The sequence below is a fragment of the Xanthomonas arboricola pv. juglandis genome (assembly GCF_905367715.1).
GTDB lineage: Bacteria > Pseudomonadota > Gammaproteobacteria > Xanthomonadales > Xanthomonadaceae > Xanthomonas > Xanthomonas arboricola.
Map to the genome: position 1 here is coordinate 2,975,352 of NZ_HG999362.1, position 21,389 is coordinate 2,996,740.

At 62.9% G+C, this 21,389-nt stretch carries 13 protein-coding genes and 1 pseudogene; 3 read left to right on the forward strand and 11 right to left on the reverse strand.

Annotation, left to right across the window (positions count from 1 at the left end; translation table 11 throughout):
• Positions 1–142: 142 nt before the first annotated feature.
• The 4 genes from rplT to thrS all read right to left on the reverse strand — a co-directional run bounded on the left by rplT (position 143) and on the right by thrS (position 3,446).
• Complete coding sequence (rplT, locus tag KHN93_RS12905) at positions 143–502, reverse strand: 50S ribosomal protein L20 (protein WP_016903313.1); 360 nt, start codon at positions 500–502, stop codon at positions 143–145.
• A gap of 10 nt (positions 503–512) precedes the next feature.
• A complete protein-coding gene (rpmI, locus tag KHN93_RS12910) occupies positions 513–710 on the reverse strand; it encodes a 50S ribosomal protein L35 (RefSeq protein WP_002811096.1) in 198 nt (65 codons plus the stop codon).
• A gap of 240 nt (positions 711–950) precedes the next feature.
• Complete coding sequence (infC, locus tag KHN93_RS12915; RefSeq protein ID WP_080639730.1) at positions 951–1,493, reverse strand: translation initiation factor IF-3; 543 nt, start codon at positions 1,491–1,493, stop codon at positions 951–953.
• A 48-nt stretch (positions 1,494–1,541) separates the two neighbouring features.
• Positions 1,542–3,446, reverse strand: coding sequence for a threonine--tRNA ligase (gene thrS / locus KHN93_RS12920; RefSeq protein WP_053054121.1), 1,905 nt, complete (start codon positions 3,444–3,446; stop codon positions 1,542–1,544).
• Between the two features lie 325 nt (positions 3,447–3,771).
• Here thrS and KHN93_RS12925 point away from each other — a divergent pair, with 325 nt between their 5' ends.
• Positions 3,772–4,893 carry a LacI family DNA-binding transcriptional regulator gene (locus tag KHN93_RS12925; RefSeq protein ID WP_161961054.1) on the forward strand — a complete coding sequence of 374 codons (1,122 nt, stop codon included), beginning with the start codon at positions 3,772–3,774 and terminating at the stop codon, positions 4,891–4,893.
• A gap of 399 nt (positions 4,894–5,292) precedes the next feature.
• Here KHN93_RS12925 and KHN93_RS12930 read toward each other — a convergent pair whose 3' ends face one another.
• Genes KHN93_RS12930 through KHN93_RS12940 form a run of 3 tightly spaced genes read right to left on the reverse strand, consistent with a single transcriptional unit; the run spans position 5,293 to position 10,627 of the window.
• Positions 5,293–6,954: an alpha-amylase family glycosyl hydrolase gene (locus KHN93_RS12930; RefSeq protein ID WP_212579643.1), complete on the reverse strand. Its 1,662-nt coding sequence runs from the start codon at positions 6,952–6,954 to the stop codon at positions 5,293–5,295.
• Positions 6,955–6,965: 11 nt separating this feature from the next.
• A complete protein-coding gene (locus KHN93_RS12935; RefSeq protein ID WP_211920307.1) occupies positions 6,966–8,444 on the reverse strand; it encodes an MFS transporter in 1,479 nt (492 codons plus the stop codon).
• Complete coding sequence (locus KHN93_RS12940) at positions 8,441–10,627, reverse strand: alpha-L-rhamnosidase-related protein (RefSeq protein ID WP_211920309.1); 2,187 nt, start codon at positions 10,625–10,627, stop codon at positions 8,441–8,443. The genes KHN93_RS12935 and KHN93_RS12940 overlap by 4 nt, the downstream gene beginning before the upstream one ends.
• Positions 10,628–10,869: 242 nt before the next feature.
• Here KHN93_RS12940 and KHN93_RS12945 point away from each other — a divergent pair, with 242 nt between their 5' ends.
• Together KHN93_RS12945 and KHN93_RS12950 are read left to right on the forward strand one after the other, a co-directional pair.
• Positions 10,870–12,948, forward strand: coding sequence for a glycoside hydrolase family 97 protein (locus KHN93_RS12945; RefSeq protein ID WP_211920311.1), 2,079 nt, complete (start codon positions 10,870–10,872; stop codon positions 12,946–12,948).
• A gap of 312 nt (positions 12,949–13,260) precedes the next feature.
• Positions 13,261–16,020, forward strand: coding sequence for a TonB-dependent receptor (locus KHN93_RS12950; RefSeq protein ID WP_211920313.1), 2,760 nt, complete (start codon positions 13,261–13,263; stop codon positions 16,018–16,020).
• 878 nt (positions 16,021–16,898) lie between these two features.
• Here KHN93_RS12950 and KHN93_RS12955 read toward each other — a convergent pair.
• From KHN93_RS12955 to KHN93_RS12970, 4 genes and pseudogenes are all read right to left on the reverse strand, one after another.
• Positions 16,899–18,515, reverse strand: coding sequence for an alpha-glucosidase family protein (locus KHN93_RS12955; RefSeq protein WP_211920315.1), 1,617 nt, complete (start codon positions 18,513–18,515; stop codon positions 16,899–16,901).
• Positions 18,516–18,789: 274 nt separating this feature from the next.
• A pseudogene (locus KHN93_RS12960) lies at positions 18,790–19,142 on the reverse strand (type IV secretion system protein); the annotation flags it as partial.
• Positions 19,143–19,181: 39 nt separating this feature from the next.
• Positions 19,182–20,477: a peptidoglycan-binding protein gene (locus KHN93_RS12965; protein WP_211920317.1), complete on the reverse strand. Its 1,296-nt coding sequence runs from the start codon at positions 20,475–20,477 to the stop codon at positions 19,182–19,184.
• Positions 20,478–20,582: 105 nt separating this feature from the next.
• Entirely contained in the window at positions 20,583–21,359 is a 777-nt protein-coding gene (locus tag KHN93_RS12970; protein ID WP_244812118.1) for an FG-GAP repeat protein, read from the reverse strand.
• Between the last annotated feature and the right edge of the window lie 30 nt (positions 21,360–21,389).

Here is a 21,389-nt window from a genome sequence, read left to right on the forward strand (position 1 = left end):
AGGGGAAGGACTCGCGCCCTTCCCCCTGCATATCTGCTTGCCCTCGCCGGAGACCTGCACACGAATGCGCAAACCCCGACAAGAAACTACCCTTTCAAAAGTCCGCACATGGATGTGCGGGCTCTTGCAGAGGGACCTGCATTTACGCCGCCAGCGCGCCCTTGGCCTTCTCAGCCAGCGCGGCAAAGCCGGCGGCATCGTGCACGGCGATATCGGCCAGCACCTTACGGTCCAGGGTGATACCCGCCTTCAGCAGGCCGTTCATGAAACGGCTGTAGCTCAGGCCATTGATGCGGGCAGCCGCGTTGATGCGGGTGATCCACAACGAACGGAACACGCGCTTCTTCTGCTTGCGGCCGATATAGGCGTACTGCTGCGCCTTGATGACCGCCTGCTTGGCGACGCGGAAAACCTTGCGACGGGCATTGTAGTAGCCCTTCGCCAGGGTCAGAATTTTCTTGTGGCGGCGGCGCGCCTGCACACCACGCTTTACTCGTGCCATGGTTCAGTCCTCAGAGATAGGGAAGCATACGATCGAGACGGCCTGCATCCTCGGCGCGGACGTGGTTCGTCTGCCGCAGGTTGCGCTTCCGCTTGGTCGCTTTCTTCGTGAGGATATGGCTACGGTTTGCGTGGCCGCACTTGTACTTGCCGGAGGCGGTCTTGCGGAAACGCTTGGCCGCCGCCCGGTTGGTCTTGATCTTGGGCATTGCAATGTCCTTGATGGTGTTTTGTCACTGACCCGGGCGGCAGTCTTGCGACCACGCTTTCCATCCATGCCCTTGCCTGCTTGTAAGTCCTTGATCGAACACGATCCGGACAGGTCCTGTACCGCTTGCGCGGCGCCCCGGCAAAACCGGGCCGCGCAGTATGCCCGTTACCGGGAATTCTTGCAAATGAATGCTGTCGCCGGCCGGACGGACCCCGGCGGGGCCCGTCTCAGCGCGGGATCAGATCTTCTTCTTCGGCGCGATCATCATGACCATCTGGCGCCCTTCCAGGCGCGGGCGCGACTCGATGACGATGTCTTCGCCCAGGTCGGCCTCGATCCGGGACGCCATTTCGCGCCCCAGTTCTTGGTGACTCATTTCACGGCCACGGAAGCGGATGTTGACCTTGACCTTGTCGCCCTCTTCCAGGAAGCGGCGCATGTTGCGCAGCTTGATCTGGTAGTCGCCCTCGTCGGTGACCGGACGGAACTTGAGTTCCTTGATCTCGACCTGCTTGGTCTTCTTCTTGGCCTCGTTGGCCTTTTTCTGCTGCTCGAACTTGAACTTGCCGAAATCCATGATCTTGCAGACCGGCGGATCGGCCTGCGGCTGGATTTCGACCAGATCCAGGCCTTCTTCCTCGGCCTTGGCGAGCGCTTCGTCGCGCGACAACACGCCGACCATCTCACCGTCACTGCCGATCACGCGGACGCGCGGCACACGGATTTCTTGGTTCTTGCGGTTCTGTTTGTTGTCAGGGGTACTGATATTGCAATCTCCCAGGGGAATCGAACCGGCGCATCCGGATCATCCAGACCGGCCGGGGTTGGCTCACGCTGCCTGCTCTGCCTGCAGACGTTCGATGAAGGCCGAGACCGTCATGGTCCCGAGGTCCTCTCCCGAACGTGTCCGCACGGCGACGGCGCCGTTTTCCTTCTCGCGGTCACCGACGACGAGGAGATAAGGCACGCGTTGCAGCGTATGCTCGCGAATCTTATATCCGATCTTCTCGTTACGCAAATCGGCGTTCACACGGAAGCCTTGATTTGCAAGGGTTTTCCGAACCGAGTCGACATAGTCTGCCTGGGCATCGGTGATATTTGCGACAACGACCTGGACCGGGGCGAGCCAGGCGGGGAAGGCGCCGGCGTGGTGTTCGATCAAAATGCCGATGAAACGCTCCATCGAGCCGACGATCGCCCGGTGCAGCATGACCGGATGCTTCTTCTGGCTGTGCTCGTCCACGTACTCGGCGCCGAGGCGGCCCGGCATCATGAAATCGACCTGCATGGTGCCCAGCTGCCAGGTGCGGCCGATCGCGTCCTTGAGGTGGTACTCGATCTTGGGGCCGTAGAAGGCGCCCTCGCCCGGCAGCTCCTGCCACTCCACCCCGCACACGCCCAGCGCGCTGCGCAGCGCGGCTTCGGCCTTGTCCCAGGTGACGTCGTCGCCCAAGCGCTTTTCCGGGCGCAGCGCGATCTTGATCTCGATGTCCTCAAAGCCGAACGCGGTGTAGACCGCCAGTGCCTGCTGATGGAAGGCGGTGACTTCGGCTTCGATCTGCGATTCCAGGCAGAACACGTGGCCGTCGTCCTGGGTGAAGCCGCGCACGCGCAGGATGCCGTGCAGCGCGCCCGAGGGCTCGTTGCGGTGGCAGGCGCCAAATTCGCCGTAGCGGATCGGCAGGTCGCGGTAGCTGTGCAGGCCCTGGTTGAACACCTGCACGTGACCCGGGCAGTTCATCGGCTTGACTGCGTAGGTGCGCTTCTCCGACTCGGTGAAGAACATCGCGTCCTGGTAGTTGTCCCAGTGGCCGGATTTCTGCCACAGCGACACGTCCAGGATCTGCGGGCAGCGCACTTCGCCGTAGCCGCTGTCGCGATAGACCTTGCGCATGTACTGCTCGACCACCTGCCACAGCGACCAGCCCTTGGGATGCCAGAACACCAGGCCCGGCGCCTCTTCCTGTAGATGGAACAGGTCCTGCTGCTTGCCGATGCGGCGATGGTCGCGCTTGTCGGCTTCTTCCATGCGCAGGATGTAGGCGTCCAGCTGCTTCTTGTCGGCCCAGGCGGTGCCGTAGATGCGCTGCAGCTGCTCGTTCTTGGCGTCGCCGCGCCAGTAGGCGCCGGAAATGCGGGTCAGCTTGAACGCCTTGAGGAAGCGCGTGTTGGGCACGTGCGGGCCGCGGCACATGTCCACGTATTCCTGGTGGTAGTACAGGCCCATCGCGGTGATGTCGTCGGACATGTCCTCGATCAGGCGCAGCTTGTACTCCTCGCCGCGCTGGGCGAATACCTCGATCACCTCGGCGCGCGGGGTGACCTTCTTGATCACGTCGTAGTCCTGCGCGATCAATTCCTGCATGCGCTGCTCGATCGCGGCCATGTCGTCCGGCGTGAACGGGCGTTCGCTGTAGATGTCGTAGTAGAAGCCTTCGGCGATGACCGGGCCGATCACCATCTTGACCTCCGGGTACAGCTGCTTGACCGCATGCCCGACCAGATGCGCGCAGGAGTGGCGGATGATCTCCACGCCTTCGGCGTCCTTGGCGGTGATGATGCGCAGGCTGGCATCGTGGTCGATGACGTCGCTGGCATCGACCAGCTGGCCGTCGACCTGGCCGGCGATGGTGGCCTTGGCCAGGCCGGCGCCGATCGACTGGGCGACCTGCATCACCGAGACCGGGGATTCGAATTCGCGGCGGCTGCCGTCGGGGAGCGTGATGTTGATCATGGGCAAGGATGAGGTCTGTGCTGGCTGCAGCGCGGCGGCTGCAAGGGAGATCTGCCCGTTACGGGACAGGCTCGGATAAGGGTATGGCGAGAGGTGGGGCAGAACGAACGCCGTGGGGGCGCCCTGCGGACTGGCGCGGCCGGAATCAGCGGTGGGCGGTGGTAGTGCTCATGTCGCACGCTGGGCCGGCGCGGGGCGCGGGCCACCTTCTCGCAAGGGGTCTTGGAGGCGAATGGTAAACCAATCAGCCCGGTGTTGCGCATGCCGGCACGGGGCCGGCGGGCGCGTGGCATGATGCCGGCCACCTGTGCTGCCAGTGCCGACCATGACCATCAAGGGTAAAGCCACCTCGCTGGATATCGCCTACCTGGCCGGCGTGTCGCAGCCGACCGTGTCGCGCGCACTGCGCGGCAGCCCGATGGTCAACGAAGAAACCCGCAAGCGCATCCTGCGCATCGCCAAGGAGTTGAACTACAAGGTCGACAAGAACGCCTCGTCGCTGCGGCTGCGCAATGCCGGCACGCTGGCGCTGCTGTTCTTCGAAGACCCCACCGCCGACGATTCGCTGATCAACCCGTTCTTCCATTCGATGCTGGGCTCGATCACCCGCGCCTGCGCGCTGCAGGGTTACGACCTGCTGGTGTCGTTCCAGCAGCTGTCCAAGGACTGGCAGGCCGATTACGAAGACAGCAACAAGGCCGACGGCATCATCCTGCTCGGCTACGGCGATTATCAGCAGTCGCGCCAGCGGCTGCAGTTGCTGGTCGAACAAGGTACCCACTTCGTGCGCTGGGGCGCGGCGCTGCCGGGGCAGCCGGGCATTTCGATCGGCAGCGACAATTACCAGGGCGGGCTGGATATCACCGAACATCTGCTGGCGCAGGGATGTCGCCGCATCGCCTTTCTCGGCCACGCGTCCAACCACTATCCCGAATTCGAAGAGCGCTACCGCGGCTACGTGGCTGCGCTGAAGCAGCAGGGTTTGGTGGCCGATCGCGCGCTGCAGTTCGATGCGATCACCACCGAGTCGTCCGGCCATGCCGCGTGCCTGGCGCTGCTCGACAGCGGCAAGGCATTCGATGCGGTGTGTGCGGCCAGCGACCTGATTGCGATCGGCGCCATGCGCGCCTTGCGCGAGCGCGGCCTGCGGGTGCCGCAGGATGTGGCGGTGAGCGGCTTCGACGATATCGCGTTGGCGGCGTCGGTGGCGCCGGCGCTGTCGACGGTGCAGCAGGACACCAAGCAGGCCGGGACGCTGCTGGTGGAAAGCCTGGTGGCGCTGATTCGCGGCGAAGCGGCGCAGAGCCGCACGATTCCGGTGAGGCTGGCGCTGCGTGATTCGTCGCGTAGCAGTGGGCTGCAGCCTCCGCTGGGCTGGAGACCGTCTGGCGCGGAGACCGGCGAGGCGGTGCTTGGCCGGGCCGCTGATGGGGCTGTCAGGCGTTGAATTGGGATTAGGGAGTCGGGAGTCGGGAGTCGGGAGTCGTTGGAGCATACGTGGCGGGCTGCGCGGGATCGGCCGCAGCCATTGATGCCTCGTAGGAGCGCACCCGGGCGCGACAGGGCGTTCCCGGTAATGCCCGTCGCGCCCGGGTGCGCTCCTACCTGTTGCGGGCGGCCCCGTCCAGCCGCGGCCCACAGCGTGACCAGGATCGAAATCACCGTCGGCCGGGAAAGCTCTCAAGCTGACATGCGGTCAGGTGGCCAACGGAATCGCTGGGCGCCGAGGCTTGGGATTCGGGATTCGTTGGAGCGTGCGCGACAGCCCGCGATGTGACACCTCGTAGGAGCGCACCCGGGCGCGACGGGGTGTTCCCGGCAATGCCCCTCGCGCCCGGGTGCGCTCCTACCTGTTGCGGGCGTCGCGCGTGGCTTGCTCGGCCATCTGCGCGTCGAGCTGCCTGCGCAAGGCCCGGTCGGTGATCGGCGCGTCCGACAGCAGCACCCGCACCCCATGCGCGGGCACCGGCGCCAGCAGCCGACGCTGCACCGGCACCCGCTCGCCACTCATCGCGTCGCGCCAGGTGCCGGGCTGCAGAAAACGCGTCACCTCGATGTTCGCCGCCGCATCGCCCTTGTTGAGCAGCACCAACGCCGTCTGGCTGGTGCCCGCATGCTGATAGACCCGCAAAAACGCCGCGTGATCCCCGCGTAGCAGCACATCCACCTGCACGCCGCGCTGCAATGCCGGGGTATCGCGACGCAGCCGCGCGATCTGCTGCAATGGGCCGAAGATCGGGCTGTGCGGTGCAGCGCGGATGCGCTCGGCACCGAAGTAATTGCGGTTGCCTGCATGTTCGGCACGCCCGCGCATGAAGCCGGTCTCCGAGCCGTAATAGATCACCGGGATGCCGCGCGCGGTAAACAGCCAGTTGTGCGCGTCGATGAAGCCGGTGTCGCTGGCATCCAGGCGCGCCATGTCGTGGTTATCGTAGAAGCTCATCAGCTCGTACGGGTTGGCATACGGCCCCTGACGTAGAAACAGCGGCGCGGCAAGCTTCTCGAACCCGGCCTGCTCATGCCCGAAGACAGCGGACAGCTGCTGCTTCAACGGGAAATCCAGCACGCTGACGCCGGCATTGCGCGCCCAGGTATGCCCGGCAATCTTGTTGGCGTCGTAATCGAAGGCTTCGCCGAACATGAAGAACCCCGGACGTTTTTCGCGGATGCGCGCAACGAAGGCATGCCAGAAGCGGTCGGGCATCCAGCCGATGGTGTCGATACGGAATGCGTCGGCGCCCTGCTCCATCCACTGCAGATACGCGCCGGCCAGATAATCGAGCACTGCAGGATTGTTTTCGTTGAGATCGGACAGCTCGGCCAGGCCGCCGCCGGTGTTGTAGAACGCGTGCAGCGGAATGCGCTGCGGATCCAGCTGCGCCGGTGGCAGATTCTGGTGATCGGCGACCAGGCGGCCATCGGCGTCGTACAGCTTGCCGAAGCCCGGCTGCGCCACCGGCATGCTATAGGCCGGCGAGCCGTGATTGCCCACGATATCCAGCACCACCTTCAAGCGGTTGGCATGCATGGCGCGGGTGAAGCCGGCAAAGTCCAGGCCCGGGCTGGGCAGATGCTCGTCGAGCTTGTAGAAGTTCACGCCCCAGTAGCCGTGATAGCCGGTCTTGCCGTGGTCGCTGAGCGTGCTGCCGCAGCTGATCGGCTTGCCGCCGGTGAAGGCCTCATCCGGATTGTCGACGATCGGCGTGATCCATACCGCGCCAAAGCCCATGTCGCGGATGTAGTCGGCATGTTCGACGATGCCCTTGAAGTCGCCCCCCAGGTAACCGATGTTGTCGCCGACTCCATCTGCGCAAGGCGTCGGCACATCGAACGTGCGATGCGCACCGCCCTGGTCGCGCTGGTCGTTGCCGGGGTCGCCATTGACGAAACGGTCGGTCACCACGAAATACACCGCGTCGGCAGCGAACGGCTCCAGCGTGCCGTAGTAATGGCCGGGTGCAGCCGCCGCGCTCGCCGCTCCTGCAGATACGATCAATCCAGCCATCATCACCTGCCGCATCACTGCCCTCCCGAGGCCATTGGAACCCGCACCACGCACACACCGGCAATGAGCAAACTGGCGCCACCGATGGCCAGCGCATGGATCGGCTGACCGCCCAGCCAGACGCGCAGCACGAAGCCCAGGGCGCTGGCCGCGACCAGCTGCGGAATCACGATGAAAAAATTGAAGATGCCCATGTACACGCCCATCTTGGCGGCGGGCACGCTGTCGGATAGCAAGGCATAGGGCAGCGACAGGATCGAGGCCCAGGCAAAGCCGACACCCAGCATCGACAGCAGCAGCCACTGCGGGTCGCGGATCACCAGCATCGACAACAGCCCGGCCGCACCCAGCCACAGGTTGCACAGATGACTCCAACGCAGGCCGATCGCACGCACCAGCAATGGAATGACCAATGCCGCCAACGCCGCAAACCCGTTGTAGGCGCCGAACAACACGCCCACCCAGTTCGCGCCTTCGTTGTAGGCTGCCGATGCGGTGTCCTTGGCACCGAAGTGCACCTGGGTAACCGCCGCGGTGGTGTAGATCCACATCGCAAACAGCGCGAACCAGGAGAAGAACTGCACCCAGGCCAGGCGTCGCATCGTCAGCGGCATGCTGCGCACGTCCTGCACGATCGCCACCAGCATGCCGGTCGATGGCAGCACGCGCGCCAACGCAAGCAGCGCACCGTAGGCGATGCATAAGCCGGCCAGCACGTAGAGCATGCGGTCGCCGTGCTGCCAGGCGATCGCAGCGGCGAGCAGCACACCGATGCCGCACCAGAGCACGCTCGCACGCTGCGGTGGCAAGGTGCCGGCGACCGCTGCAGCCGCTACAGGCGGATGCGCATCGTCGAAACTGGCCAGCTGCTGCGGGCTGTATTCGCGCGTGCGCAGCACCGTCCAGCTGATCGACAGGAACAGCACCGCGGCACCGAGGTAGAAGGCATAGCGCACGCTGTCAGGCAACTGTCCTGGCGGCGCGGTATTGGCCACACCCCAATGCGTGAGCAACCACGGCAGGAAACTGGCCACAATCGCGCCGACCCCGATGAAGAAGCTCTGCATCGCATAGCCGGTGGGCCGCTGCGCCGGTGGCAGTTGATCGCCGACCAGGGCGCGGAATGGCTCCATCGAGATGTTGATCGATGCATCCAGCACCCACAACGTGCCTGCGGCAATCCACAGCATCGGCGCGTTGGGCATCACCAGCAAGGCCAGTGTGGTGAACACCGCGCCGACCATGAAATACGGGCGCCGGCGCCCCCATGGCGTCCAGGTGCGGTCGGACAGGTAGCCGATGATGGGCTGCACGATCAGACCGGTGAGCGGTGCGGCAATCCACAGACCGGGCACATCGTCGACCTGCGCCCCCAGGGTCTGGAAGATGCGGCTGGCGTTGGCGTTCTGCAACGCGAAGCCGAACTGGATACCGAGAAAGCCGAAACACATGTTCCAGATCTGCCAGAAACTCAGGCGTGGCTTGGCGGTCATTGCGCAGCCTCCGTGCTCGCTGCGGGGCCGACCAGCAGCGCGCTCACCTGCGCGGTGTTGACCACGCCATCGCGACCGCCGCGGCCGCCGTTGTACTGCGCAAAATGCGCGAGCGCGCTCATGTTGAAGCCGTTTTCCAGCCGGAACCTGCACTGCTGCCCGGCCACCGCAGTGAAGCTGACCTGCGTGGACAGCTGCTCGCCCACGCTATGCGGCATCACCACGACCTGCGACTGCGTGGCCTGCCCCGGGCATTCCAGCAGCAGCCGCTTGACCGCCGCAGTGACGCCGGTATTGATCGGCCCGTTGGGATTGCGATAACGCAGCGATACGCGGTGCTGGCCCGCGCGCGTGGCAGTCCAAACCCAGGCCTCGCTACCCGGCACTTCCTGCAACGGGCCGAGCGTCAACGCGGGGCTGTGCAGCGACTCCAGGCCATCGGCGCGACGGGTCAGGCTGAGCACGTGCAGCAGGCCGTCCTCGCGCAGGTCCCAGTGCTGCGTGGCGTCCAACGCATGCCCATCCATGTACAGCGTCGCCCCAGCCGGAATCACGATGCGATAGCCGTCGCCCTGCCGTTGCGCGACGGGGGCCTCCGGCGTGCTCGGTGAGAACACCTGGCCTGGCTGCGGCGGGGCGGTGGTATCGGCCTTACGGCCGATCAGATGCACCAACGTGGTCTGGCCTTGTTGCTCGACCTTCCCCGCCACCAGCAACTCACCTCCACTCGCCGTCGGCCGCTGCAGCACATAGCGTCGGGCGTCCTGTTCAAGCACGATCTGCTGGCGATCGCCAAACAACAACGGCACCAACGTACGCGGCAGTTTCGGCGTCACACTGCCATCGGCGCCAATGCCGAACACGCCTTCCAGCACCGCGGAGAGATAGCCGGCAACCGACCACAACTGGCGCGGCGAATTCACCACCGGGCCACTGCGGGGCCCCTCCTCCACATGCACCGCCAGGCTCTGCATCTCGTAGTTTTCCATGTTGGAGCCAGCCAGCGCGCTGCCGCGCATCAACGCATGCAGCTCCAGCGCAATGCGCGGCGCGTCGTCCAGCTGGCGTGCGGCGCGTAGCGCGTACGCACTGACGAAGGGCCAGACGGCGCGATTGTGATAGATCGGCTGTTCGGCGTCCTGCGGCCACACCACCGGGCTGCCGCCGGCAACCAGCGGATACCCGCGCAGCGCGGCACGCGCACGGTCCTTCGGAAACACCTCGGCCAGCACGCCAAGCGACACGCCGAGCAGATCGACCTTGGCATAGCGCACCGGATGCGCCGCATTGCCCAGATAGCTCACATACTGATTGCTTGGCGCATCCCAGAAGCGCGTGGCGATGGCCTGACGCAGCGCATCGGCCCACTGGGCGTACCTGGACGCACGCGCATCGCCATGCTGGCGCGCCAGCTGCTCGGCCAGGCGCAGGGCCTGGTAGTGCAACACGTTGGTAGACAGGGCGAAGGACTCGGCAATGAAGCGCACATCCTGGCGCGTCCACTCTGGGTAGGTCTGCTCGCGCCAATCCAGAAACGAGGTTTCGCCGCGGTAGAGGCCGATCTGCGCATCGAAGACCGCGTCACGATCCTGCGCGAGGGTGGCCTGCAACGCCTCCCACACCTCTTCAGCGAACGCCTTATCATCCAGCAGGCCGCGCGCGGCAAGGAACCACACCACGCGGTCGCTGCTGATCGGCCAGCTGCCACCGGAGCCGGTGTCCTGCGCAACAAATACCCCCGGCGTCTGCCCGTCGCGCGCCGCCGACAGCTTGAAGCGCAGCGCATTGCGCGTGCGCTCCGGCTCCAGCCGCGCCAATGCCAGATCGGCGGCGAAGCTGACATCGCGCGTCCATACGTAAGGCCAGCGCTCACCGGTTTCGAAACACGCGCACGGCACTGGCTTGCCGTCGTTGAAAGCCGGATCGCGGATCGCCTCGACACGGTCGTCGGCCATTTCCTGCTGCGCCATGGCGAACAGGGCGTCGAACAACGGACTGGCGGTATGGGTGCGCATCGGCTGCGGCCCGATGCGGCGCTCGCCCTGCGGCCAGCGCAGCACGAAACCGCCGTCTTCTAGCGCCTGCGCTTGCGCACGGCGGCCCTGGAATTCCAGCTCATCGGCCAACACCGGCGAGCTTGCCGCAACGCCGAGCGTTGCAGCCATGCAGATCATCTTCAGCATCGAAGCGGCCAGACGGCTTGCACCGTCGGCCTCCCTCCCTCGTTGCACGCGTTGTAGTGCGCGGCACTGGCGTGCCACGGGCGCGGCCCCTCCCAGGTGCCGTGACGCCATGGTAGACGCGCGCTCCGGGGTTCCGCATCAATGCATACGTATTCATGGCAATGGCTGCAGTGCAGCATGGTCCATCCACGCCACAGCGCTGCATAGTCGCCGCTGACGCAACGGCCGCCTTGGGAGGGGATATGCCGCTGGTTTCACATCGCGTGCGTTCGATAGAGCGCGCCGCATGCAGTGCGCGACTGCTTGTCCTGTTGCTTGGTAGTCTTGCGGGCATCGCGCAGGCCGAGCGCATCGCCATCAGTGCCGATTCGCCCGGCAACGTCTTGCAGGTCACGCTGGAAGTGGACGGCGGCATGCCCTATTACCGCGTGCAACGCCTGGGCCAGCCGGTACTGGAACGCTCGCGCCTGGGTTTCCAGTTGCGCGACGGGCGGCTGGACCGCGGCCTGGTCGTCCTCTCGCAAGCACGCCAAGCTCATGACGATACCTGGGAACAACCCTGGGGCGAGACGCGCCTGGTGCGCAACCACTACAACGAACTAAGCGTCAGCCTGGGCGAACGCAGCGGCGCGCAACGCCGCTTCGATGTGATCTTGCGCGTGTACGACGATGGCATCGGCCTGCGCTATCACTTTCCCGAGCAAGCGGGATTGCGCGAAGCCATCATCGACGAGGAAGTCACCGAATTCGCCATCGCGCAACCGTCCGAGGCATGGTGGATTCCGGCAGGCGAGCCGATCCACTACGAATACCTGTATCAGCGCACGCCGTTGAACCAGGTTGCGCTGGCACATACGCCGCTCACCTTGCGCACCGACAGCGGGCTGCATGTCGCGCTGCATGAGGCGGCGCTGGTCGACTACGCCGGCATGTGGCTGCGCCGTACCGAAGGCCAGCGTCTGCGCGCGCAGCTGTCGCCCGCCGCCGAAGGCTGGAAGGTGCGGCGCAAGCTGCCGTTCGATACGCCGTGGCGCACGCTGCAGATCGCCGACCAGGCCACCGGGCTGGTGGAATCCAACCTGATCCTCAACCTCAACGCGCCGAATGCCTTGGGCGATGTGAGCTGGGTCAAGCCGTCCAAATATGTCGGGGTGTGGTGGTCAATGCATCTCAACCAGCAGACCTGGGCGACCGGGCCGACACACGGCGCCACCACTGCCAACACCAAGCGCTATATCGACTTCGCTGCGGCACACGGCTTTCGTGGCGTGCTGGTGGAAGGCTGGAATCCGGGCTGGGACGGCGAATGGTTCGGCAATGGCGGCAGTTTCGATTTCACCAGGCCGACACCGGATTTCGACCTGCCCGCACTGAGCAAATACGCCGCCGGCAAGGGCGTGCATCTGATCGGCCATCATGAAACGGGGTGCGCAGTGGATCATTACGAAGACCAGATTGCCGAAGCGATGGACCTGTACGCCCGGTTCGGCGTGGACTCGGTCAAGACCGGCTATGTCTGCGACGACGGCCAGGTGGAACGTCGCAACCCGGCAGGCGGCACACCGCTGCGCGAATGGCACGACGGCCAATGGATGGCGCGCCATCATCTGCGCGTGGTGCAGGAAGCTGCCGCGCGCCACCTGGCGGTCAATGCGCACGAACCGATCAAGGACACCGGCCTGCGCCGCACCTATCCCAACTGGATCTCGCGCGAGGGCGCGCGCGGCATGGAATACAATGCCTGGGGCCAGCCACCGAATCCGCCCGAGCACGAGGTCAACCTGGTGTTCACCCGCCTGCTCGCCGGGCCGATGGATTACACGCCCGGCATCGTCAGCTTGAAAGGCCGCAACGGCCAGGCGATTCCCAGCACGCTTGCGCGCCAGCTGGCGCTGTACGTGACGCTTTACAGTCCGATCCAGATGGCCGCCGATCTGCCCGAGCATTATCTGCAGCACCGCGATGCCTTCCGCTTCATCGAAGACGTGGCGGTGGATTGGGATCAGACCCGCGCCTTGAATGGCGAAGTCGGCGACTACGTCACCATCGCGCGCAAGGACCGGCATAGCCGCGACTGGTTCCTGGGCAGCATCACCGACGAGCATGGCCGGCTGCTGCAGGTGCCGCTGGGATTCCTTGAACCCGGCGTGCGCTACACCGCGCAGATCTATCGCGACGGCGACGGTGCGGACTATGTCAGCAACCCATTCGCCTTTGTCAGCGAACAACGCCAGGTCAGCAGCGCCGACACGCTGGAACTGCGTCTTGCGCCAGGTGGTGGGCAAGCGATTCGCTTCGTGCCGGTGGATGGCAGGCGCTGACCTGGTCGCAACGGGTTGAAGAGACCTTCAACGCGGTCGAGTGCATCACGCAGCGGTGCGGCAGCCGCTGCAGATTGCGCATTGGCGTTGCCTCACGACAGGCCAGGGGTCTACCGCGCTGCAGCGAAGCCTGCATGGAATCGATTCCAGCGCCATCAGCCGGGTTGAATACGTATGCAGTGCCCGTTTGCACCCAGGTGCCGTGTCTACCATACGTCGCAGTCGTGATGTCCGTAATGGCGCGCGATGCAATGCATCCAGGCGTCTGCCGGATCGAAAAATCAAAGAACAACATGTACCTGGGAGGGGAAAATGTTGAAGCACAAGCGCTCTGCGCTGAGTATCGCCCTGGCCGTTGCCATGGCACCGACGTTGGCTGCCGCGCAATCGGCAACGCCGGCGCAAGCAACCGACACCGAACAAACCGCCGGCGGGGTGACCGACTTGGACAAGGTCCAGGTCACCGGCCTGCGCCGCGCGATCGAAGGTGCCATCTCGGTCAAGCGGGATTCGACCTCGATCGTGGAAGCCATTTCGGCCGAAGATATCGGCCGGCTGCCCGACGTCAGCATCGCCGAGTCGCTCGCACGCCTGCCTGGCCTGGCAGCGCAACGTGTGGCCGGTCGCGCACAGGTCATCAGCGTGCGCGGGCTGTCGCCGGACTTCTCCACCACCCTGCTCAACGGCCGCGAAGTGGTCAGCACCGGCGATAACCGCAGCGTGGAATTCGACCAGTACCCGTCCGAACTTGTCAGCGGCGTCACCGTCTACAAGACGCCCGACGCCGGCCTGGTCGGCCAGGGCCTGTCCGGCACCGTCGACATGCAGACCGCACGCCCGCTCAGCTACAACGAGCGGGTGATCGCCATCGGTGGTCGTTACCAGCGCAATTCGCTGGGCAAGGCCGCCAATGTCGATCCGTACGGCAATCGCTTCAATGTCAGCTACATCGACCAGTTCGCCGACCGCACCATCGGCCTGACCATCGGCTACGCACACACCGACATGCCGATCCAGGAAAATCAGGTCGGCCTGTACGAACCATGGCAGCCGGTCAACGCACAGCGCCCGCGCCCCGGCGTGACCGACGGCGTGTATTTCTCCGACGGCATCAAGGCATTGCGCCGCACCGGCAACCAGAAGCGCGACGGCGTCATGGCCACCTTGCAATACCGCCCGTCCAATGCCTGGACCAGCACGCTCGACGCCTTCCACACCAAGGCCGAGCAGATCGACACCGCCAACCAGTTCGAGCTCAACCTGAGCAACTACAACGGTGGCTACACGCCGGGCCTGAACATCAGCAACGTGCGCGTCAACGACAGCAACAGCTTTACCGGCGGCGACGCCAGTGGCGTCTATCCGCTGGTGCGCGGCATGTACAACAAGCGCGAAGACACCATCGATGCGTTCGGCTGGAACAACGAAATCACTGCCGGTGCGGTCAAGATCACTGCCGATCTCAATTACTCCAAGGCCACGCGCGACGAACTGAACCTGGAAAACAATCTCCAGCGCGCACCGATGCCGCAGCTGGATACCGTCGGCGTATCGGTTGTCGGCAACGGTTTCTCCCAGCTGGCGCCGGGAATGGATTACTCCAATCCCGATCAGCTGTTTCTCACCAACACCATCTACGGCTCCGGCTACGGCAAGGTGCCGAGCGTGGAAGATGTGCTCAAGGGCGCACGCCTGCAGGCCAGCTTCCCGATGCCCGAAGCGCTGAGCTGGTTCTCGGACCTGGATGTCGGCGTCAACTACGCCAATCGCGAAAAACAGAAAACCCAGCCGGAAGGCAACATCACCCTTGGCGCGCAGGGTGAGTCCACCATCGCACCGGACCTGCAATACGCGCCGGTCAACCTGGGCTTTGCCGGCATCGGCACCCTGCCCGCCTGGAACGTCCCGGCTGTGGTCTCGCGTTACATGCTGTTCAATCCCAGCGACGATGCTTCGTTCCTGGTGTCCAAGGCCTGGACCGTCGAAGAGAAGATCACTACCGCCTGGCTGCGTGCCAATCTCGATACCGAATGGGGCGATGTGGGCGTGCGCGGTAATATCGGCGTGCAGCTGCAGAGCGCAGATCAATCCTCGCGCGCCAACTACTGGGACGCGTCGCAGCCGGCGGGCAGCGAAGTGCGCCCGATCGACGACGGCAAGACCTATCGCGACTGGCTGCCCAGCCTGAATCTGGCCTTCCAGTTCCCGTACGAACAGACACTGCGCTTTGCGATGGCAAAGCAGGTCGCACGCCCACGCGTGGATCAACTGCGCGCCTCGCTGGAATTCGGCGTCGACACCTCCACCGGCCGCCCCGGTGCCAGCGGCGGCAACCCGATGCTGGACCCCTGGCGCGCGAACGCCATCGACCTTTCCTACGAAAAGTATTTCGCCGAGCGCGCCTACGTGGCCGCCGCTTTTTTCTACAAGGACTTGAAGAGCTACATCTACACCCAGAGCCGCGACAACTACGACTTCTCCGCGCTGGTGGCCGGCTATGTGCCGCCGCCGGGCTCGGCGCCAGTACTGACCACCGGCACCTTCAGCGCCCCGTTCAACGGCAAGGGCGGCACGCTGCGCGGCGTCGAACTCACCGCTTCGCTGCCGCTGGATCTGGTCTTCGCTCCCTTGGAAGGTTTCGGCATCCAGGCCAGCGCCACCTTCAACGACAGCGACGTCAAGATCCGCGACCCGGAAAGTGCTTCCAGCGTCGGTGACGGCGAAATCAGCCTGCCCGGCCTGTCCGAACGCGTCTACAACCTCACCGCCTACTACGAGCACAAGGGCTTCGAAGCACGCGTCAGCCAGCGCCGTCGCTCGGACTTCATCGGCGAGATCGGCAACTTCAACGGCAACCGCACGCTGCGCTACGTGGTCGGCGAAAACATCACCGACGCGCAGATCAGCTACAGCTTCAACGACAGCAGCGATCTTGCCGGCCTGACCGTGCTGCTGCAGGCCAGCAACCTCAGCAATTCGCCCTACCGCACCTATGCCGAAACCAAGGACCGTCCGCTGGAATACATCGAATGGGGCCGCACCTTCGTGCTGGGCGTCAACTACAAGTTCTGACGCGAGGTGACCTGCAGGCGAGGCGCTGATGGCTACATCGTTATCTGTGGCTGGATCGTTATCTGTGGCTACGACGTTTCTTGTAGCTACATTGTTACCTGTGGCCACATCGCTAACTGTGGCTACGCTACCTAAGTGATAACCGGCGTATCACCAGGCTGCCCGACCCCGGCGCCAGACCTCTCCACCGGGACACCAAAGCCCCTCTCCCGCCGGGAGAGGGGTTGGGGTGAGGGTTCGGCACAAGCACGGCGTGCATCCACCAAGCACAATCCCGCCGCTCTTCTACTGCCTGCGCCGTCACCTTGGATACGGCTCTGCTGCCCATAAGGCATCGAACCTTTCTCTGAGCATGGGAAGCAGCAATATCGAACGGAGAAAACCCGCCGACGTCATGCCGGCGGGCTTTCTTTTAATTCCAAATTTTCAGAATCCAAGCTTGCATCGCCCTCTGCAAAGCACATAGGGTCGGCCGAAATCACGCAACCATTGCGCATCAGCACTCCCCTGCGCATAGCAGTCGCTTGTAGCACTAAAACGGAACCAATCCAGGCACCATCAGCGCCTACCTGCACCAACACGAATCCAAGCCACTGCTGCAAGGCCGCCGGTAAACGCTGACGTCCTCACAGTCAATCGCAATCCCTGTTCGGCCTTCTGGTCAAAACACCCGACTGGCGTGGAGAACAGCACACCCTGCCTCATCCACAGAGCAAGGACCTGATCGACAGGGAATAGCCGCACAGCTGGCGTAACGCTATAAATGCTTGGCAAACCAAGCAATCATCAACTACAAAAAAAGCGAGGCATTCCCCAAAGGAATGCCTCGCTGCGTTCCAGACAATCACGCACCAACAGTTAGCAGGCGCGACACACCGTCAACCACCCTCGATCGCGCAAAGCACCGCATGCCCGGTCAGGCGTAGGTGGCCATGTTCGATGGCTCCGCGCTCCACGCCGGGCACATCGACCTGCTTCCACGCGCCAGCCGGCAGCACAAGCTCGGCTGCATCGGCCGACAGATTGAATGCCAGCAACATCACCTGGCCGTCGTGCTCGCGCCGGAACATCAGCACAGGTTCGGCGGTGTCGTAGAACGTGATCGCACCTTCGCACAACGCAGGCTCGCCCTTGCGCCAAGCCAGGAACTGCCGCACCGCGCTGAGCACGGACAACGGATCGTCCTGCTGCACGCTCACCGCAGCCGTACGATGCTCCTCAGCCAGCGGCAACCACGGCTTGCCGCTGCTGAAGCCTCCCGACGGCGCAGCCGTCCATGGCATCGGCGTGCGGCAGCCATCGCGACCCTTGAAGGTTGGCCAGAAGGTAATGCCATACGGATCGCGCAGATCCTCGAACGCCACATCCGCCTCGCCCAGGCCCAGCTCCTCGCCCTGATACAGGCAGATCGAGCCGCGCAGCGAGCACAGCATCGCCACCACCATCCGCGCGAACGCCGGCGACGCATCGGCCCCGCCCCAGCGTGTTACCGCGCGCACCACGTCGTGATTGGAAATGGCCCAGCATGGCCAACCTTCCAGCATCGTGGCTTCGAGCCGGCTCACCGTCTCGCGGATATAAGCAGCACTGTAGTCCTGCACCAGCAGCTCGAAGCTGTAGCCCATATGCAGGCGGCCATGAGCGGTGTACTCGGCAGTGGTCGCCAGCGAGTCCTCCGACGAGATCTCGCCAAGGCTCACTGCATTCGGATAAAGATCTAGCAGTCCGCGCAAGCGCTCCAGGAAAGCTAGATTTTCCGGCTGCGTGTTGTTGAAGTAGTGGTACTGATACGCGTAAGGGTTGTCGGCACTGAACCCGCGCCCCACCCGCTTGTCGGCCGGCTTGGCCGGATTGTCACGCAGCTGCGCATCGTGGAAGCAGAAGTTGATCGCATCCAGGCGGAACCCATCCACCCCACGATCCAGCCAGAAGCGCACGTTATCCAGCGTCGCCTGCTGCACCTCGGCGTTGTGAAAATTGAGGTCCGGCTGATCCACCAGGAAGTTGTGCAGATAATACTGCTCCCGCCGCGGCTCCCATTGCCACGCCACTCCACCGAACAGCGACAACCAGTTGTTGGGTGGCGTCCCGTCCTCGCGCGGATCGGCCCACACGTACCAATCCGCCTTCGCGTTGGTCCGGTCCTGCCGGCTCTCCTGGAACCATGCATGCGCGATCGAGGTGTGGCTCAACACCTGGTCGATCATCACCTTCAAGCCAAGGCCATGCGCCTTGTCGAGCAGCCGATCGAAGTCGTCCAACGTCCCGAACAGCGGATCCACCGCACGATAGTCCGCGATGTCGTAGCCGAAATCGGCCATCGGCGACTTGAAGAACGGCGAGATCCAGATCGCATCCACGCCCAACCCGGCGATGTAGTCGAGCTTGGCGATGACCCCGGGCAGATCGCCCACCCCATCGCCATTGGAATCCAGAAAACTACGCGGATAAATCTGATAGATGACGGCCCCGCGCCACCATGGTGTCTGCGACATGTACGCCCCTCCCGGGCCAATGTGGGCGCAGAGATGAGCACCCAGCCAAGAGCGTTAGCGTAGCGGCGTAATAGACTCAGAGTGTGCCCGTGCATACGTATTCATGAGCAGCCACCTGTGTAACGACTCAGCGGCTTTTTGCTCAGGTCACACAGTTAATGAAGCGTCGTATGCGGCATGAGAGCATCGTCTGCGTGCCTGAAAATAGACATGTTCTGCACGCTGAACGATATACACGGTCAACCAAGTAATGGTTCACCAACCACAATAAACGGATCGCCTCATAAGGACTCTCAGAGTCACCGTCACCGTCTGCGTGATCACCGAGCTGATCCAGTTGGTCAGCGTCCAGTACAACTGCGGAGAGCCTTTGGCCATGCTAGTGGCCAATCCGATGATCAGCGCCGCCCGCAGTGCCGTCACCACCAACCCCATCGCCGCTTCGCGCGACTGGCCGGTGACGACGCGGTAGCCCTGGATGAAGATCCACAGCGTCAACACTGTTAGGGACACCATCCCCACCCAAGCCGTCGTTCGCTGCAACAATTCCCACTGGAAGATCGCGATCTCTTCGCGCAGGTCGCAGGAAATAGAGCCAAGGCGGATATTCCTGATCGCCTTGGCGATTTACCAGCTCGCTGAAGTGCAACGACCAATACGCCCGACTTACATGGACATCGAGCGCGAAGCAGTTTCCTGGGTCTGCACCTGGGTGGCCTGACGCTGGCTTTCCTCGGCCGCTTGCCGGCTGCTGTTTTCCAACGGCTGATTCTGCGCTTGGCTGCGATCCACAAAAACCCGCTGCATTGCTGGGTCGGTCATCTCGCCCTGCACTGCGAAGAAGCCGTCGCCGCTCTTATTGGGCACCACATGGTCGATGCGTTGGAGACCGCTGACCTTTGACTCGAACACGATTTGGCCGGCTGCCTGCTCGAGTTCCTTGCGGTTGGCAAAGCCGCCACGTTCCCCCAGCGCTTCGAGCTTGCTCACTGCACCGTTGTACATCGCGTTATCGGGATGGCGCAGGTCAGACAACAAGGGGCTGGACGCTGCCTGTGCCGGCGCAGCAGGCGCGGCCGTGTGCTCAGGTTGCTTGGGTGCCGCCTGGGTCAACGCCTTAGCCAAAGCGGCCTGGGTCTGCTGACCTGCGACGCCGTCTATCTGCAACCCGTGCTCGCGCTGGAATTGCTCAACCGCGTGCTTGGTGTTGCCGCCAAAGTCGCCATCAGGCTTCAAGGGTTTGCCATCGCGGCCAACGGCGCCGAGTTGCGCAAGTTGGCCCTGCAAATGCTTCACTTGTTCGCCGCGCTCGCCTTGTTCGAGCTTGCCATCATTGGACTTCGAAACTTGATGGGATGTCGAACCAGACGTCACGCTGTGCTTGAGGTCGACACCATCGCGCTTGACGCTTTCTATCAAATCGGGAACGCGACGTTCCCAATTTCCCGCATACTCCTCGCATTCCTTGGCTGCCTTCACGCTCCAGGGTTTGCTAGGAGTAACTCCGTTGACAACGCGTCGCGCGTTGTAGACGTCGTGGCTATCATTATCGATGTAGCGATCAAGAGGCTTGCCTGTAAACAAGCCGTCACGCATACCTACAACTAGAACCTTTGCAGCGATTTCCGGTTGCTTGGCCATGTCCGGGTTGCGGACCATTTCACCGTTAAGGCCTAGCAACTTATCGAACTTCGCATAGTTGTAGTCGTGGGTAAGATGTACGTAACCACGGCCATAGAACTCCTCGCCGCCGCTATATCCAAGCTTGCGCGCTTGGCTGCGTCCGAAATCTTCTTCAGGCGCCTGAAAATTACGCGTCTCATGTTGAGCCGTCGCCAACATGTACGATATTTGCTTTGGATCTGTCACACCGTTCTCAAGAGCGGTTTTGACGATCAACCTAACAGAAGACTCCCGATCCACACCAAAGCCTTCGGTGCTCCGACCACGTCCATCGCTCATAGTATTCTCCGTACGTGCATGTCATTAGAATTTGTTGTTGCATCTATCGGCATTGCCGACCGGAAGATGCGTTGCATGTACTCACTACCAATTACCAATCACTTCCTAATTGGACACCTCCTTCATTTCACCGCCTTGAAGCCGCTCAATCTTTTTCTTCGGATTGGCCGGATCATTCGTGTCTTCGGTTAACCGCTCTATCAGCACTACCTCGTTATTCTTAAGCTCGTAGGTATCGAAGACGTGGATACAACATCCATCACCAGAAGTAGACGTCAGCATATTTCCTTTCACAGAGAATAAGCCGTTGGCCATTACCGTAATATCGGATAGCGACTGATTGAAAACAAGGCTTTTCTGCGCAGCATCGAAAAGATAGACACTGTAAGAGGGACCACCATAATTACCCTCTTTTCCAGACCACACCACTACATCTTCGTACCCATCGCCATTGATATCGGCCAGAATGATTGAGTGGCGGTTTTTTTTGTAGGTGTCGTCTAGCGGACCATGATAGAACGTGGAATTACTATCCACGTACAATGCCTCAGGCTCCAGTGCAATCGGCTTGGCTCCGGGGAATGTCACCTCCACGACCGGCGAACGGTTACATAGCATGATCCCTGGACTATCTTCGCTACAACGCTGCGCCTTGATTGAAATAGCAATGCCGTTGATATCTGCGTTTATCTCGCCTTGGTCGTTGAGCTTGGCATTGACGGCAGACGGCATTTTCAAGTCCTTTTGCGGCGAGGATTCAGGCTTTTTGCCAGTTTGATCTTCAGCGGATAACTTCGCTCCGCCAGCCTCTGCGGACGAAGTGTTACCAGGACTGCAGGCTGTGATCGAGATGATGCAAGCTAAATACAGCGCTCCCGCCACTATTATTACTGGTGACCGCCCCATCATAAG